Genomic DNA, 443 nt, shown 5'->3' on the forward strand with positions numbered 1-443 from the left:
CTTCGCGGCGCAGGTGGCGCGTCGTCCTGACGCGGTGGCGCTGGAGGCGGGCGAGGAGAGGCTGACGTACGCGCAGCTGGATGCGAGGGCGAACCAGCTGGCGCACCTGCTGCGGGCGCGCGGAGTGGGCCCGGAGTCGAGGGTGGCGCTGTGCCTGGAGCGCGGGGTGGAGCTGGTGGTGGCGCTGGTGGCCATCCTCAAGGCGGGTGGCGCCTACGTGCCGCTGGAGGCGGACTACCCGCGCGAGCGGCTGGCGTACATGCTGAAGGAGGCCGGGGCGCGCGTGCTGGTGACGACGCGGGCGCTGGGCGAGCGCCTTCCGACGGAAGGGCTGGACGTGGTGCGGCTGGAGGAGGCGCGGGAGGAGCTTGCCCGCCAGCCTAAGCATGCGCCGCAGAGTGGCGTGGGAAGCCGCAACGTCGCGTACGTGGACTTCACGTCGG

Annotated in this window: 1 protein-coding gene; it reads left to right on the forward strand. The window is 73.6% G+C overall.

Annotation, left to right across the window (positions count from 1 at the left end):
* On the forward strand, positions 1 to 443 hold a 443-nt coding region (locus ACLEQD_RS45125; RefSeq protein ID WP_410392026.1), incomplete at both ends, for an AMP-binding protein.

The sequence above is a fragment of the Corallococcus sp. 4LFB genome, assembly GCF_046520365.1.
GTDB lineage: Bacteria > Myxococcota > Myxococcia > Myxococcales > Myxococcaceae > Corallococcus > Corallococcus caeni.